This is a genomic window from Sinorhizobium sp. (assembly GCF_059070375.1).
Window position 1 is genome coordinate 2,962,758 of sequence record NZ_JCACWC010000003.1, and the last position, 14,164, is coordinate 2,976,921.

Genomic DNA, 14,164 nt, shown 5'->3' on the forward strand with positions numbered 1-14,164 from the left:
GGGCGATTTCCCACTTATCCGAGATCGACGACCACAATCTCCGGCGGCACGCCGAAACGGATCGGCGCGATGGAGCAGCCAAGGCCGCCCGAGACGATGAGGTTGCGATCATGCTCGACAATATGACCATAGGCGTACCGGTCACCGAAACGCGACGGCACGACGGGCGAGTGGCCGGCAAAGCGCACCTGTCCGCCATGGGTGTGACCGGACAGCGTCAATGCGACCCGCGAGGGCACCTTCGGAAAAATGTCCGGCTCGTGCGCGAGCAGGATCACTGGCGCCTCGTCCGTCACCTGTGCAAGCGTGCCATCGAGATCGTCGAGCCCAGCCATCCACGCGCGTTTCCATTTCCGTCCCGGCAGGAGCGCAAGCTGGTCCTCGAGCCCTGCGAGCCAGAAAGGGAAGCCGCTCTTCTCAAGGCGGACCGCGCGATTGCTGTGCACCTGAATGCCGACCCCGGCCAATGCCCGATGGCCGAAGGTATCGCCGCCGCCGTTCTTCTGGGCCGTCATGTCTTCCCACCAATCATGATTTCCCATGATCGCATGGACGCCAAGGGGCGCCGTGAGCGTGGCAAGCGCCTTCGACCACTCGCTCGCATGGACATACCGCGTCACGAGATTCATGCCGGAAGCGTAGTCGCCGAGAAGGACTGTCACGTCGCCGCCGAGGTCGTTGGCGCGCTCGCAGATGGATGTGATGCGGCGCGCAGACATCCAGGGTTCGCAGGCGTGAATATCCGCGAGCGCGACCAGGCGGAGCTTAAGGCCGGGCGTCCAGCCCGGTGGCGTCACGGCGTAGCGGGCCACCCTCAGACGCGCAAGCGGTTCGATGGCGAAGGCGTAGCTGCCGAGGGCCACGGCGCTCGCCAATCCACCGCCGAGGACCTTCATGAAGCCCCGCCGGGTGATCATTTCAATCGTCCTCGAGCGTCAGCCGGAATTGGCTTGCCTCGACATCCCCTGGCGGATTGAGGCCGAGATGCTTCCAGGCATTCGCCGTGAGCACGCGACCACGCGGCGTGCGCTGGATGAAGCCCTGCTGGATCAGATAGGGCTCGATGATGTCTTCGATCGCGTCGCGCGGCTCGGAAAGCCCGGCGGCGATGGTCTCGATCCCCACCGGCCCCCCGCCGAAATTCTGGGCGATCATCGTCAGATACCGCCGGTCGAGCTGGTCGAGACCCATGCTGTCGACGAGCAGCCGGGTCAGCGCCTCGTCGGCAATCTTCCGCGTCACGGCCTCCGCCCGTGCGACTTCGGCGAAGTCGCGCACCCGGCGCAGGAGACGGCCGGCAATGCGAGGCGTGCCGCGCGCACGGCGGGCAATCTCGCGCGCGCCTTCGTCGGTCATGCCGAGACCCATCAGCCGCGCGCCACGCCGGACGATCAGCTCCAACTCCTCGACCGTATAGAAATTGAGCCGCACGGGGATGCCGAAGCGATCGCGCAGCGGCGTCGTCAGCAGTCCGAGGCGCGTCGTCGCCGCCACCAGGGTGAACTTCGCGAGATCGATCTTCACCGAACGGGCCGCCGGCCCCTCGCCGATGATGAGGTCGAGCTGGAAATCCTCCATGGCCGGATAGAGGATTTCCTCGACGGCCGGATTGAGGCGGTGGATTTCATCGATGAAGAGCACGTCGCGCTCTTCGAGGTTGGTGAGCAGCGCCGCAAGGTCACCGGCCTTGGCGATCACCGGCCCGGAAGTCGAGCGAAAATTGACGCCGAGCTCCTTCGCCATGATCTGCGCCAGCGTCGTCTTGCCGAGCCCGGGCGGGCCGACGAAGAGTACGTGGTCGAGCGCTTCGCCGCGATTGCGCGCCGCCTCGATAAAAATCTTCAGATTGGCGCGCGCTTCCGCCTGGCCGGTGAAGTCGTCGAGCGTCTGCGGGCGCATGGTCGCATCGAGGTCTTCGCCTCGCTTTTCCGGCGCGATCAGACGTGCGGCTTCGCTCATGTCATTGCTTCCGTTTCGGGCTGTCCGCGGCCATAGGGGCACCGGCGTTGAGGCGCGGTCACCGTCGCTGCCGCGCTCAACCATAATAGCGGCGCCCGGATCAATCCAGCGAGAACGGCCAGCGTCCCTCTACTCCAATGCTTTTGTGGCCGCAGGAAGGCTCGCCGCTTCCTCACCGCGACAGCTCCTTCAAGCCGAGGCGGATCAGCTTGGCGCTGTCGCCGCCCTCCCCGCCGTTTTTCAGCGCAGCCGCAACGGCATTGGCCGCCTGGTCTCGCGAATAGCCGAGATTGGTGAGCGCCGAGACCGCGTCCGCAACCTGCGCCGCGGCAACGCCTTCGCCGAGCTCCTGCTTCAGGCCGATCGACGGTGCCATCTCGCCGGCAAAGGCCGGAGCCTTGTTCTTGAGTTCGGTGACGATGCGCACGGCAACTTTCGGACCCACGCCCGGCGCGCGCGAGATCGACGTCTTGTCCTGCAAGGCGATCGCGTTGGCGAGTTCCCCGGGGGTCAGCGTAGAGAGCACCGCCAGCGCCACCTTGGATCCCACACCCTGAACGCTCTGAAGCAGGCGGAACCATTCGCGCTCCAACGCGCTCAAGAACCCGAACAGCTTCAGCTGATCCTCGCGCACATAGGTCTCGATGAAGAGAACGGCCGCCTCTCCGGCGCTTCCGAGCTTTCCGAGCGTACGCGCCGAACAATGGGCGACATACCCGACCCCATGCACGTCGAGAACCACGTGATCCTCACCGATCTCGTCTATCGTGCCCTTGAGCTTGCCGATCATCTGGTCTCTCTGGATGGTGTTGGTCCGTCGTCTTCGAAGAAATGCCGTTGCCCGGCCTACCCCGCAAGCGCCGCAAGGCGGCTCGTCACCGCCTGCCTGTTATGGGCGTGGCAGATGGCGATGGCGAGCGCGTCGGCGGCATCGTTGCCTTTGAACTCGGCCTTGGGCATCAGCACCTTCAGCATCATGTGTATCTGCTGCTTTTCGCCGTGGCCGACGCCGATCACGGCCTTCTTGACGGCGTTTGGCGCATATTCCGCGACCCTCAAGCCCGCCCGGGCCGGCACCAGCATGGCGATGCCGCGCGCCTGGCCGAGCTTCAGCGTCGCCGTCGCGTCCTTGTTGACGAAGGTCTGTTCGACAGCGGCCTCGTGCGGCTGATAGCCGTGCACCACCTCGGCAAGCCCGTCATGCAACTGGCAGAGGCGGGAGGCAAGATCCATCTCGCCATCGGAGGTGACGGTGCCGGACGCGACGAATCGCAGCGAATTGCCGAGCGTTTCGATGACCCCCCAGCCGGTGCGCCTCAAGCCCGGATCGATGCCGATAATGCGAATCGTAGTCTGCATGCTTCACCCTATTTCGGTCGGCGCGACGCTGCCAGCAAAAAGTGAACAAAACAAAAACATTGCACAGAAATGGTCGCGCCTTGCCTAAAAGCGCCGGTGCACCCTTGGCGTAAGGAAACTTGAACCTACATTGCGGAAGATCAATTTCTCTTAATTGAAAGCCCCGCCATGATCCCCTTCTCCGTTCTCGACCTGTCGCCGATCACCGAAGGGGGCAGCATCGCAGAGTCGCTCGAAAATTCGCGGCGGCTGGCAATCGCCGCGGAGGAGAACGGCTATGAGCGCTTCTGGCTGGCCGAACACCATGGCATGAAAGGCATTGCCAGCGCCGCGACGTCTCTCGTGATTTCGCATGTGGCTGCGGCCACGCGAACGATCCGCGTCGGCTCGGGCGGCATCATGCTGCCCAATCATTCACCGCTCGTCATAGCCGAGCAATTCGGCACGCTTGCGGCGCTTTACCCCGGCCGCATCGATCTCGGCCTCGGCCGCGCGCCCGGCACGGACATGAGAACGGCGCAAGCGCTCCGCCGCAACATGGAGGCGAGCGCCAACAACTTCCCGAACGATGTCGTCGAACTGCAGGCGTTGCTCGGCCCGGCGACCGAAGACCAGAAGATCATCGCCGTTCCGGGCGCGGATTCGAACGTGCCGATCTGGCTGCTCGGTTCGAGCCATTTCAGCGCCCATCTCGCCGGCATGCTCGGCCTTCCCTTCGCCTTCGCCTCGCATTTTGCGCCGGACATGCTGCTTTCCGCACTCGAAATATATCGCGAGCGCTTCACCCCGTCGCCCCAGCTCGACAAGCCGCATGTCATGGTGGGCGTCATGGGTGTCGCCGCGGACACCGACGATGAGGCGAACCACCTCTTCACCTCCATGCAGCAATCCTTCGTCGCGCTTCGCCGCAATGCCCGCGGGCGCTTCCCGCCGCCGGTCAAATCGATGGACGGCCTCTGGAGCCAGGACGAGAAGATTTTCGTCGACCATGCAATGAGCTACGCGGTGGTCGGCGGCCCCGAGACGATCCGCCGAAAGATCGAGGCATTCGTGGATCTCACCAGGGCGGACGAGCTGATCGTCTCAATGCCGATCTTCGACATGGAAGCGCGGTTGCGTTCGGTGAAGCTGTTTGCCCAAGCGCAACGCGATCTCGCCGCCGCCTGACGCGAACAGCAAAGACCCGCATCGCTCGGAGCGATGCGGGTCAATTGCATTGGGATATTCCGAAGGCGCTCAGGCGGAAAGCTTCGCCAGAACCTCGTCGGAAACCTCGAAGTTCGAATAGACGTTCTGGACGTCGTCGTCATCTTCGAGATTGTCGATGAGCTTCATCAGCGACTGTGCCTTTTCCTCATCCACCGGCACGGTATTCTGCGGCTTCCAGACGGCCTTTACGGTCTCCGCCTCGCCGAGCGCGCCTTCGAGCGCCTTCGATACTTCGCCGATATCCTCGAAGCCGCAGGTGATGGTGTGGCCTTCCTCATCGGTCTCGACGTCGTCGGCACCCGCTTCGATTGCCGCTTCCATCACCTTGTCGGCGTCGCCGGCGGAAAGCTTGTAGGTGATTTCACCGACGCGATCGAAGGAGAAGGAAACCGAACCGGTTTCGCCGAGCGCCCCGCCCGCCTTGGTGAAGGTGGAGCGTACGTTGGAGGCGGTGCGGTTGCGGTTGTCCGTCAACGCCTCGACGATGACTGCGACGCCGCCCGGGCCGTAGCCCTCGTAGCGAACTTCTTCGTAATTCTCGGCATCGCCGCCCGCAGCCTTCTTGACCGCGCGCTCGATATTGTCCTTCGGCATCGACTGCGCCTTGGCGTTCTGGATCGCCAGACGCAGGCGCGGGTTCATCGTCGGGTCGGGAAGGCCGGTTTTTGCTGCGACGGTGATTTCGCGCGCGAGCTTGGAAAACATTTTGGAGCGCACCGCATCCTGACGGCCCTTGCGGTGCATGATGTTCTTGAACTGTGAATGGCCAGCCATGACGCCCTCTGCATGCGTGATTTCGGTGAGATCGGGCGCCTTATAGTTTCATTGCCGCGTCCAGTCCAGCAGGCGCGTCGTGTTTTCAGGAGACGGAAATGCGCTGCGGCGGTCCTCAAACACCCTGCAGGACATAGATGAGCGGTCTCCTCGGCAGGGAGCGCAGCGACACCTTCACGGAAGGCTCCGTGGCGAAGCGCTTGTCGAAGTCGTCTCCGAACATCGCCAGAAAGTTGTTGGTCATCGGCCTGTGCATCGGCAGGATCAGCGCCGAGCGCAGCCGCGAGACGACGCGGCTCATGCTCTCCGCTCCCATCGTCAGACCGCCGTCCACCGGCACCATGAGCACGTCGAGCCGGCCGATTTGCCGGTAATGGCTTTCGTCGAGCTCGTGGTGCAGATGGCCGAGATGGCCGATGCAGAGCCCGGCAATCTCGAAAATGAAGATCGAATTGCCGTCCCGTTCCATTCCCTCGAAACCCGAACGGATATCCGTGGTCACATTGCGGATATAGGCGTCGCCGACGACGAGGTCATGATCCGCCGGCTCGCCGTTGTCGCCCCAGCCGTGCAGGACATGCCGGATCGCCGGAACCGGCGCCAGGGTGTAATGACTGGAATGGGCCCTGTTCATCGTCACCACCGTTGGCGGCGACGGCGTGCGGAACCAGCCGTTGTAGTCGGTGGCAATCGAAACTCCGCCCGGCGTTTCGATCAGGAAGGTGGAATGACCGAGAAAGGTGATCGTCACCTCACTTGTGTCGGCAGAGGCCACGGGAGCCGCGGCGGGGGCCGAGAAGCTGGCGAACGTCGCCGCCGGCGTGGCTGCCGCGATCGCCTGGCATTGGCTCACATGGGCTTCCGCCTGCTGCGCGTGCGCCGGTGTCGGCCAGAGCGCATGGATAATCCAGATGACGGTCACGGTGTAGGCAAGGTATCGCAGCAGCATCCTTCACCTCTCGCATGTGCGGGAAGAAAAACTTGCTCTGGTACTCCGCCCGCATAGCGCATTGCTGCTCATGCCGGGCGGCACGCAGGATCATTCAAGGCCGCGATCGCGTCCAGCGTCTAACGACCGGCGGCCGCTCACAATTGCGTCATTGCCGATGCACTGGTCTCTTCACTCCCCCGGCGCCGGCGCCGGCGCGGCAGCCGGTGCACGCTTGCGCCGCAATGAGCGCAGGGCCACATAGAAGACCGGCGTCAGGAACAGGCCGAGGACGGTGACCCCGAGCATGCCGGCAAAGACCGCCGTGCCGAGCGACTGGCGCATTTCGGCGCCGGGTCCCGTGGCGATGACCAGCGGCACGACGCCGAGGATGAAGGCGAAAGCGGTCATCAGGATCGGCCGCAGCCTGAGCCGGCTCGCATCGATCGCCGCCTCGATCGGCGTCTTGCCCTCCTCCTCGCCCTGGCGGGCGAATTCCACGATGAGGATCGCGTTCTTCGCGGCAAGACCGATCAGGACGATAAGCCCGATCTGGGTCAGCACATTGTTGTCGAAGCCCCGGATCGAAACGCCGAGAAGCGCAGCGAGCACGGCAAGCGGCACGATCAGGATGATGGCCAGCGGCAGCACCCAGCTTTCGTATTGCGCAGAGAGCGCCAGGAAAACGAAGACCACCGAAAGCGCGAAGATGAAGACCGCAGTGTTGCCGGTCTGGCGCTCCTGCAAAGCGAGTTCCGTCCATTCGAAGGTGGTGCCCTGCGGCAGGATCTGACCTGCAAGCGCTTCCATCTTGTCGAGGGCGCTGCCCGTCGAAACGCCCGGCGCCGGATTGCCCTGAACGGGGACCGAGACATACATGTTGTAGCGCTGGACGAGCGCCGGTCCGCTCGTATCGCGGATCTCGACGAGCGTGCCGAGCGGCACCAGGGCGCCCGAGGCGGAGCGTACCTTAAGCGCAAGTATGTCCTCCCGCTCCAGCCGGAATTGCTGGTCGGCTTGGGCACGGACCTGATAGACGCGGCCGAAGGCGTTGAAATCGTTGACGTAGGACGTCCCCAGATTGATCGAGAGTGTCTCGAAAATATTGGGAATCGGCACGTTCAGCGCCCGCGCCTTGTCGCGATCGATCGCCAGGAAGAATTGCGGGCTGGAGGCCGTGAAGGTGGTGAAGACGCCGGTCAGCCCCTCCGTCTGGTTGGCCGCTCCCATCATCTGATGGGCGAGCCCGAGCGCCCGGCGCATGTCGGCGCTCTGGCGGTCCATGATCTGCATCTTGAAGCCGCCCGAATTGCCGATGCCTCGCACGGAGGGTGGCGGAACGGCGATGATGAAAGCCTCCTGAATGCCTTGCATCGCACCGAAGATCTGGCCGATGATCTGTTCCGCACTCTGCTTTTGCTCGAGGCGTTCTTCGAAGCTGTCGAAGGGCGTGAATATCACGCCGGAATTGGATGCATTGGTGAAGGTCGCGCCGTTGAAACCGGCAAAGGCGACCGCATCCTTTACGCCGGGTACCTCCCGGATAATCTCCGAGGCCCGCCGGACGACCTTATCGGTGCGCTCGAGAGAGGCACCGTCCGGAAGCTGAATGACGACGATGGCATAGCCCTGGTCCATCGTGGGTATGAAGCCGCGAGGCACGACCTGCGCCATGTACCAGGTGGCTCCGAGCAGGGCGACGAAGACGACGAGCGCCCCGGCTAACGCGATCCGCGTCCTGACGAGGTGGCGCACCGTCCATGCATAGCCATCGGCCATGCGGTCGAAGCCGCGGTTGAAGCCGTTGGCAAAACCGCGGCCGAGCCGCGTGAAGGGATTGCGGCTCTCATGCTCGTGGTTCTCGTGCGGCCGCAACAGGATTGCGGCAAGCGCCGGCGAGAGCGTCAGGGAATTGACCGCGGAGATCACCGTCGCGACTGCGATCGTCACCGCAAATTGCAGGTAGAACTGCCCGGCAATACCCGGAATGAACGCGGTCGGCACGAACACTGCCGTCAGGACGAGCGAGAATCGCGATGACCGCGGCGCCCACCTCGTCCATCGTCACATGCGCCGCCTCTCGCGGTGTCATCCCGCGCGCAAGGTTGCGCTCGACGTTCTCGACAACGACGATAGCGTCGTCGACCACGATGCCGATCGCGAGAACCAGGCCGAACAGCGTCAGCATGTTCAGTGAAAAGCCGAAGGCATAGAGAAGCGCGAATGTGCCGACGAGCGAAACGGGGATGGCGACGATCGGAATGATCGCCGTGCGCCACGACTGCAGGAACACGATCACGACCAGAGCGACGAGGAGCGCGGCTTCCCCGATCGTCTTGTAGACCTCGTCGATGGATTCCGAGATGAATTCCGTCGGATTGTAGATGATCCTGTATTCGAGCCCTTCGGGAAAGTCCCGCGAAAGTTCGGTCATCGTCGCCTGGATCGCGTCGGCCGCAGCGAGCGCATTGCTGCCGGGGCGGGAGAAGATGCCGAGCGCGACGGCGGGGCTGCCGTTGAGATAGCTGTTGGTCACGTATTCGCGCGCACCGAGTTCGATGCGGGCGACGTCCTGCAACTGGACGAGCCTGCCTTCTTCGGTCGCTTTGACGATGACGTAGCGGAACTGGCGAGCGTCGCTGAAGCGGCCGTCGGTGGTCACCGTATACTGGAAGGCGCTGTCGCTCGACATCGGCGGACCGCCGATGGATCCGCCCGAGACCTGGACGTTCTGCTCGCGCAGCGCGGAGACGACATCGCCTGCAGTCATGCCGTAGGCGGAGAGCTTCTGCGGGTCGAGCCAGATGCGCAGCGCATATTCACGCTCGCCGAACAGAAGAACGTCGCCGACTCCGTCCAGCCGGACCAATATGTCGCGAATGCGCGTGCGGGCGTAGTTGGAAACATAAAGCTGGTCATAGCGGTCGTTCGGCGAAAGCAGATGAACGACCATCATCAGGTCCGGCGAGCTCTTCGTCGTGGTTACGCCGATGCGCCGGACTTCCTCGGGAAGCCGGGGCTCGGCGATCGAGACACGGTTCTGCACCAGCACCTGCGCCTGATCGAGATCGGTCCCGAGCTTGAAGGTGATCGTCAGCGCCATCGAGCCGTCAGCGGTGGCATAGGAGGACATGTAGAGCATGTTCTCCACGCCGTTGATCTCCTGCTCGAGCGGGGTGGCAACGGTATTGGCTACGGTCTCCGCATCCGCGCCCGGATAGGAGGCGCGCACGACGATGGTAGGCGGCGCGATCTCCGGATACTGCGCCACCGGAAGCTGGAAATAGGCGATGCTGCCGACGATCAGCAGAACGATCGAAAGCACCGACGCGAAGATCGGTCTGTCGACAAAGAAATGCGCGAACCTCATTGGGCATTCTCCGCCGATTGCGCGGCCTCGGGGGGCAGGACGATGAGCTCGGGCTTGACCTTCACGCCCGGACGGACGCGCATGAGACCGTTGACGACGATCGTCTCCTCCCCCGTCAAGCCACTGCGGATGACCCTGTAACCGTGGAGCCTGGGACCAAGACGCACCGGTTTGGTTGCGACGCTGCCATCCTCGCCGACCGTGTAGACGATGCGTTCGTTCTGGTCGGCGGCGATTGCCTCGTCCGGCACCAGAACCGCCCGATAGGTGTTCGATCCCTCCACTTCTACGCGGCCGAACAGGCCGGGCTGCAGGATCAGTTTGGGGTTTGCGAGGCGCGCGCGCACCCGCATCGTACCCGTCTGGTTGTCGACCCGGTTCTCCGCGAAGTCGAGCTTGCCCTCGAACGGCGGCTCGTTGGCGTCGGCGATCGTGACCAGCACCGGGATGGAGCCCGCCCCCTCCTGCAAAGCGCTGCCGCGGTCCCGAGCCGTACGCGCATAGGAGAGCAGCCGGCGCTCGTCGACGTCGAAATAGAAATCGATCGGATCGAGCGAGACGATCGTCGTCAGCACCGTCTGGTCCGCTTGTACCAGATTGCCGGGGGAAATGAGACGCCGGTCGACGCGTCCGCTCAGCGGCGCCGTGATGGTCGTGTAGTCCAGATCCAGCTTCGCGCGCTCGACGGCCGCCTCGGCGCCGCGCACATTCGCCTGGGCCGCGAGCAGCGCACGGCGGTCGTCGTCAAGCCTGGACACCGAGAGCGTGCCCGATTCCGCGAGCGATTCCGTTCGCTTGAACGTGGTCTCCGCGAAGACAAGGGTCGATCGCGCAGCCTCGAGCGAGGCTTCCGCCTGGGAAAGGGCGGTGCGGAACGGCCGCTGGTCTATGACGAAGAGCTTGTCGCCCTTCTTCACCATGGCGCCGTCGGTGAAGAAGACCTGATCGAGATAGCCGCCGACCCGTGCGCGGATCGCGACCTGGTCGACCGCTTCGAAGCGGCCGATGAATTCGTCGGCGTCGACGACATCGCGCACGACCGGTTTGGCGACGGTCACTGTCGGCAACTGCGCATCCTGCGCGCCTGCCGGGACCGAGACGAGAAGGGAGACGAAAAAGCCGGCGATGGCCGGCAGACGCCACTTTCGCAACATGCACGCTCTCCAGATATCTGAACGTCAGATCGCCGGCACCGGGACTGCAATTGGTGCGGCGCCTTTGGATACCGGAGCGCCACAGCGACTCTGTGCGCCCGACCGAGCTGCGACGCTATGGAACTCCGGCTGCATTACCTGCATGTTTCCCTTGATCGTTTTCGGTCAAAGGAAGACACATGCAGCAATCAAAATGCTGCAGCGACCTCTGCGCGTCTGAGGAACGCGCGGCGCTGTACGCCGGGATGAGGGAAAGTATGAGCGCCTCCGACCGCATCCCGTTTCAATTATTGGCATGGAAACTTACGAATAGCGGCCGCGTGCGGTGCGGCTCTCATTTTGGTCGCTAACCTGCCACCATTTGGCGGGTCTGTCACCCTTGAAAAAAGGAGATCCGAACAGAGCGCCCGCATCCGGAAATGGATGCGCAGACGGAGGAAGCCCAGCCGCTCAAACCCAGAATTGGGGGATCGTCTCAGCCAGGCGCGGGCCGATCCTGAGCGGCGCGATCTTTTCCGCCAACCCCGTCCGGTCCGAAATCTCGATCCCGACGCCACAGATGGTCGCCGGGCCGGATGCCGCTTCGAAGCGACCCTTGGGCATCTTCGAGATGAAGCGGTTGAGCGGCTCTTCCTTGTCCATCCCCAAGGACGAGTCGTAGTCGCCGCACATGCCGGCATCGCTCATATAGCCGGTGCCGCCGTTGAGTATCTGATGGTCCGCCGTCGGCACATGGGTGTGCGTGCCGACCACCAGGCTGGCACGCCCGTCGACGAAGTGGCCGAAGCATTGCTTCTCGCTCGTCGCCTCGGCGTGAAAATCGAAGACGACTGCATCGGCCTGCTCGCCGAGCGGGCAGGCGTCGAGGATCGCCTCGGCCGTCTTGAAGGGATCGTCGAGCTCGGGATGCATGAAGACGCGCCCCATGACATTGGCAACCAGAACGCGGGCGCCGTTTCGCGCGAAGAAGAGATTGGAGCCGCGACCCGGCGTGCCGGCAGGATAGTTTGCCGGCCGCAGGAACTGATCGTGCCGCTCGCAGAAGACCACCGCCTCCTTCTGATCCCAGACGTGATTGCCGGTGGTCACTACGTCGGCACCGGCGCTGATCGTCTCGAGAAAGATGTCTTCGGTTATGCCGAATCCGCCGGCAGCGTTCTCGCCATTGACGATGACGAAGTCGAGCTTGAGATCGCTCACGAGTCCCGGGAGGCGCTCCCAGACGGCCATGCGGCCCGTCTTGCCCACCATATCCCCCAGAAACAGAAGTCGCATGCCGTTCAATCCCGCTTGGACCAAGGCAATCTGGATCGACTCCAATTCATGCACGTGGTCGGTTCAATGAATTTTAAGCAGGATGTGGCGGAATCCGCGCAAAATCCTCATCCCGCTCAGAAATGCCGAAAACCGCTCTCCGTCAATACGGCGTCCAGCGCCACGTCGTGCGGTTCAGCCGGCACTGATGCCACTTCCTGGCAGTCGAATGCAATCCCGATCAGGCGCGGCATGTGGCCTTTGCGGCGCAGCCGGTCGATCGCCCGATCATAATAGCCGGCGCCATAGCCGATCCGATGGCCCACGGCATCGAAGGCCGAGAGCGGTACGAGCATGATGTCCGGATCGACTTCCGGCGCATCGGGGCCGGGGCCGGTGGTGCCGAAGCCGGTTTCGACGACTGCGATGCCGTCGAGCAGTTCCCGGAAAACGATGGCCTTGCTGTCCAGGATCACCGGCAGGCAGAGGCGCGCACCGCGATCCCTGAGCCGCACCATCAGCGGCCGGACGTCGGCCTCCGAACGGATCGGCCAGAAGCCCGAGACGACGTGTCCGGGATCGAGCGCGATGACCTCGGCCGCATGATCGGCCATGGCAAGGCTCGCCTCGATACGCGCCTCCGCCGGCATGGCATCGCGGAGCGCCAGGCGCTCCTTCCTCAAAGCTGCTTTCAGATCCTTGGGTGACATCCAACCTTCCCCTGCGGGCAAACATTGCCGCGGTGATCAACCTCAACGCCATGCCATAGCGCAAAACGACCCCGAAGCGGAACCATGCGGGCGCCGCTTTCGCAATACTTCGCGACTCGCGCGTGTGCCACAATGGCTGAGGGATGCCAATTCTCGAAGGAAGTTGCCTCAGAGCATCCAGTGCAGATGCCGGACTGCGTCACGGTGGCGCCGGTCTTCCTCGCATCCGAGGCGATACGTGGCGGGGATAGCGGCGTCTGCCAGAAGGTGCCGGTCGCCGCGGCGGCTCACCAGCGCCCATTGCGTGCGAAGCGAAAGCCACAGCCGCCAGCGCGCAAGGGCCGTCGCAAGCGGCGGGGAGGAGCTTCTGACGGGCTGTGCTGAGACGACCAGAACGGGCATGGCGAGGACCTCGGAAGGATTGCGACAGGTCCATCTTTGCGCCGTCCTTGACATGTGACAAATGAATTGCAACCATGCCTGTCATCAGCATTTCTTATGGCAGCGACATGACCGCACCGCTCGACAGCGACCTGCTCAGAACCTTCCTCGCGGTGGCCGACACCGGCAATGTCACACGCGCTGCCGACATGGTGCGGCGAACGCAATCGGCCGTCAGCATGCAGATCCGCAGGCTTGAGGATCTCATCGGATCCGCGCTCTTCGAACGCCATTCGCGTGGCGTGATACTGACCGGTGAAGGCCGGCGCCTTGTCGACAATGCACGCCGTATCGTTACCCTTCTCGACGATACGGCTGCGGCGATGCGCTCACCGGCGCTCGACGGGTCCGTCCGGATCGGGATTTCCGAGGAATATGTCAACTCCACCCTGCCGAAGGCGCTCGGCGCTTTCGCGGCCATTCATCCCGGCGTCGAAGTGACGGTGCGTCAGGAAACCTCCATGGCCAACTCGGCAGCGCTCGCGGCCGGAGAACTCGACATCGCCGTCGTCTTCGAGCCGGGCGGACGAACCCGCAGCGAGGTTCTGATGGTAAACCCAACCGTTTGGGCGACCTCCGAGCAGCATGGTACCCATTTGCGGCAGCCCCTGCCGATCGCGACCTATACCTATGCGGAAGGCGGCTGGTGCGACGACCTGGCCCTGCGCAGCCTGACGACCCGGAATATCGAGAACCGCGTCGCCTATGTGAGCCGCACGAGCGGCGGGCTCATCGCCGCCGTCGTTTCAGGCCTCGCCATTGCGCCCCTGTCGCGAAGCACCATACCGCCCGGCTGCCGCGAGCTTACCGAGGCGGATGGCTTCGGCATCATCGATATGTCGAATGTCGTGCTGCGGACGAGACGCGGGAACCGGTCGCCGACGGTCGACGCGATGGCGGATGCAATCCGCCGCGCGTTCCGGGCACCGAGCGAGAAGGAAAGGGAAGAAGTGCGATCCACGACGACCGATGGAGAGTTTACGATCCCGGGTACCTACTAGGTAGG

At 63.7% G+C, this 14,164-nt stretch carries 12 protein-coding genes and 1 pseudogene; 2 read left to right on the top strand and 11 right to left on the bottom strand.

The features are described 5' to 3' along the window. Nucleotides 1-14: 14 nt before the first annotated feature. The 4 genes from AC5J09_RS26325 to ruvC all read right to left on the bottom strand — a co-directional run bounded on the left by AC5J09_RS26325 (nt 15) and on the right by ruvC (nt 3,318). Nucleotides 15-917, bottom strand: coding sequence for a metallophosphoesterase (locus tag AC5J09_RS26325; protein ID WP_100672978.1), 903 nt, complete (start codon nt 915-917; stop codon nt 15-17). Between the two features lies 1 nt (nt 918). Next, nucleotides 919-1,959, bottom strand: coding sequence for a Holliday junction branch migration DNA helicase RuvB (gene ruvB / locus AC5J09_RS26330; protein WP_494298897.1), 1,041 nt, complete (start codon nt 1,957-1,959; stop codon nt 919-921). A gap of 172 nt (nt 1,960-2,131) precedes the next feature. Continuing rightward, entirely contained in the window at nt 2,132-2,749 is a 618-nt protein-coding gene (gene ruvA / locus AC5J09_RS26335; RefSeq protein ID WP_494298898.1) for a Holliday junction branch migration protein RuvA, read from the bottom strand. A 56-nt stretch (nt 2,750-2,805) separates the two neighbouring features. After that, nucleotides 2,806-3,318, bottom strand: a complete 513-nt coding sequence (gene ruvC, locus AC5J09_RS26340) for a crossover junction endodeoxyribonuclease RuvC (RefSeq protein WP_018096835.1) — start codon at nt 3,316-3,318, stop codon at nt 2,806-2,808. 168 nt (nt 3,319-3,486) lie between these two features. On the opposite strand from ruvC, the gene AC5J09_RS26345 reads away from it, so the two are divergent. Beyond that, on the top strand, nt 3,487-4,485 hold the full coding sequence (locus AC5J09_RS26345) for an LLM class flavin-dependent oxidoreductase (protein WP_494298899.1): 999 nt from the start codon (nt 3,487-3,489) through the stop codon (nt 4,483-4,485). Nucleotides 4,486-4,554: 69 nt separating this feature from the next. Here AC5J09_RS26345 and AC5J09_RS26350 read toward each other — a convergent pair whose 3' ends face one another. The 7 genes and pseudogenes from AC5J09_RS26350 to AC5J09_RS26380 all read right to left on the bottom strand — a co-directional run bounded on the left by AC5J09_RS26350 (nt 4,555) and on the right by AC5J09_RS26380 (nt 13,119). Then, entirely contained in the window at nt 4,555-5,301 is a 747-nt protein-coding gene (locus AC5J09_RS26350; RefSeq protein WP_010970171.1) for a YebC/PmpR family DNA-binding transcriptional regulator, read from the bottom strand. Between the two features lie 115 nt (nt 5,302-5,416). Beyond that, nucleotides 5,417-6,250, bottom strand: a complete 834-nt coding sequence (locus AC5J09_RS26355; protein ID WP_494298900.1) for an MBL fold metallo-hydrolase — start codon at nt 6,248-6,250, stop codon at nt 5,417-5,419. Between the two features lie 171 nt (nt 6,251-6,421). Next, a pseudogene (locus tag AC5J09_RS26360) lies at nt 6,422-9,599 on the bottom strand (efflux RND transporter permease subunit). Continuing rightward, the gene (locus tag AC5J09_RS26365; RefSeq protein ID WP_324762307.1) at nt 9,596-10,753 is read right to left on the bottom strand and encodes an efflux RND transporter periplasmic adaptor subunit; all 1,158 of its coding nucleotides are present in this window, start codon (nt 10,751-10,753) and stop codon (nt 9,596-9,598) included. Before AC5J09_RS26365 ends, AC5J09_RS26360 begins: the two are co-directional and overlap by 4 nt. 450 nt (nt 10,754-11,203) lie before the next feature. Then, on the bottom strand, nt 11,204-12,028 hold the full coding sequence (locus tag AC5J09_RS26370) for a TIGR00282 family metallophosphoesterase (RefSeq protein ID WP_013844839.1): 825 nt from the start codon (nt 12,026-12,028) through the stop codon (nt 11,204-11,206). A gap of 116 nt (nt 12,029-12,144) precedes the next feature. Then, the gene (locus AC5J09_RS26375; protein ID WP_026168795.1) at nt 12,145-12,717 is read right to left on the bottom strand and encodes a 5-formyltetrahydrofolate cyclo-ligase; all 573 of its coding nucleotides are present in this window, start codon (nt 12,715-12,717) and stop codon (nt 12,145-12,147) included. 168 nt (nt 12,718-12,885) lie between these two features. After that, nucleotides 12,886-13,119: a hypothetical protein gene (locus AC5J09_RS26380; RefSeq protein WP_100672971.1), complete on the bottom strand. Its 234-nt coding sequence runs from the start codon at nt 13,117-13,119 to the stop codon at nt 12,886-12,888. Between the two features lie 74 nt (nt 13,120-13,193). On the opposite strand from AC5J09_RS26380, the gene AC5J09_RS26385 reads away from it, so the two are divergent. Continuing rightward, on the top strand, nt 13,194-14,159 hold the full coding sequence (locus AC5J09_RS26385; RefSeq protein WP_494298901.1) for a LysR family transcriptional regulator: 966 nt from the start codon (nt 13,194-13,196) through the stop codon (nt 14,157-14,159). Nucleotides 14,160-14,164: the final 5 nt, after the last annotated feature.